At 51.4% G+C, this 1738-nt stretch carries 2 protein-coding genes and 1 pseudogene; 2 read left to right on the forward strand and 1 reads right to left on the reverse strand.

The window, feature by feature from the left end; translation table 11 throughout:
- The first annotated feature begins 68 nt into the window (after positions 1-68).
- Complete coding sequence (gene narJ, locus ACYQ8U_RS22910; protein ID WP_459947880.1) at positions 69-620, forward strand: nitrate reductase molybdenum cofactor assembly chaperone; 552 nt, start codon at positions 69-71, stop codon at positions 618-620.
- A gap of 1 nt (position 621) precedes the next feature.
- Entirely contained in the window at positions 622-1293 is a 672-nt protein-coding gene (gene narI / locus ACYQ8U_RS22915) for a respiratory nitrate reductase subunit gamma (RefSeq protein WP_459947881.1), read from the forward strand.
- 7 nt (positions 1294-1300) lie between these two features.
- Here narI and ACYQ8U_RS22920 read toward each other — a convergent pair.
- Positions 1301-1738, reverse strand: a pseudogene (locus tag ACYQ8U_RS22920) (hypothetical protein); the annotation flags it as partial.

Consider the following 1738-nt stretch of genomic DNA (forward strand, 5'->3'; position numbering starts at 1 on the left):
ATAATCTCAAGGGGTGTGCAGGATTCCCCGACTACCGATGAGCTGGAAAAAAGGAAAAGGAGGATACCATGACTGAAAATGATCGCATGCAATGTAAGCTGCTGTCCTTTCTGCTCGACTATCCGGCCCCCTCATGGAGTGGTGATCTGGTAAATCTGCACGAAGTCCTGGCTACGGTGAGTGATCAGCATCGGCTGGAACTGCTGCAGAGTTTTTTAAACTACGCCGAAACCACCCCGCCGCTAACATTGCAGGAAACCTATACTGCAGCTTTTGACCTCGATCCGGCCACCAGTCTCCATTTGACGTATCATCTCATGGGCGACAGCGAGGACCGTGGTAAGGCCCTTGCGAGACTCCTGTGGATGTACCACCGTGCGGGGTATGATGCCGCCATCGGCGAGCTGCCGGATTATCTCCCCATGATTCTCGAATTTCTATCTTTGTGTCCGGAACCAGAGGAGGCCACCCTGCTCTGGTCGTGCCTCGGCACCGTGGCCGCCCTGGCTGAACGGTTGGAAAAAAATCACCACCCCTATGCCGGCCTGCTGGAACTGGTGGCCGACATTGTCCAACCTTGTCTGGGCACTCACCCTGACAGTATGAGCAAGGAGGTCTGACATGGATTTAGCCAACATTCTGTTATTTCTTGTATTCCCCTATATCGCGCTGACAATTTTCACCATGGGCCATATCTCACGGTATGTGACTGATAGATACAGATGGAACGCAAAATCCAGCGAGTTCCTGGAAAAAAAGAGCCTGTTTTTCGGGGTGACGATCTTTCATTGGGGTATGCTCCTTGTCCTTTTCGGCCATGCCAGTGGACTGCTGATCCCCCAGCGTCTGCTCGACCTCATCGGTATAGACGGAGCAACCCACACTTTTATCGCGCATTACAACGGCATGGCGACAGGCATTGCGGCATTTATAGGCCTCGGGCTCCTCCTTTATCGTCGCATCTCGATACTGCGAATACAGCTCAGCACCAGTCAGAACGACTTCATCACCCTGGCCGGCCTGATTTTTGTCTCCGCTACCGGTCTCTACAATGTAATCTTCGGCCACTTTTATATTCTCGACACGATTGCCCCCTGGATTCGCGGAATCATCACCTTTTCACCTGATCCGGCGCTGATGCAGGATGTTCCATTGAGCTACAAAATCCACATTATAAGCGCTTTGGCACTCTTGGCATTTTCTCCCTTCAGCCGCCTTGTGCACATCTGGAGCGCGCCTGCAGGGTATTTTTTCCGAAGCTGGATACTGTTTCGGCGTAAGGTGGTGGAATAAAAGAGTGTCAAGGCTTTGATTCAATCGCCGGGACGACAGGTGTCAATCTATCACGAAAAAATACCACTATTTCAACGAGTAGCAGCAACAGAACAACCCTGGCAAAATAGTCGAGAATTCCATCATGGAGCAACTGCAGGAATGAGTTTGCAGCGGCGCTATTAGCCAAGTCGAAATTTACGGTAAAAGCATACAGCATACCGAAGGTAAAATTTCTCGACCACTGGGTTGGATTATAGATGAGCAGGCCATCGACGAATCCATAGAGCCTGGTTCGCTTGACGGCACGGGCGATCTCGACAAGCTCGACAACGACAAACCAGAAGATGACCCACAGCCAGATCAGCAGGATGAGATTGGCTGAAACCACCCCACAGACTGCACTCGCCAGACCGGTGATGGACATTGCTCCATGGATGATACAGTTGGTGTTAAACCAGCCCTT

The organism is Desulfocastanea catecholica (assembly GCF_054657295.1).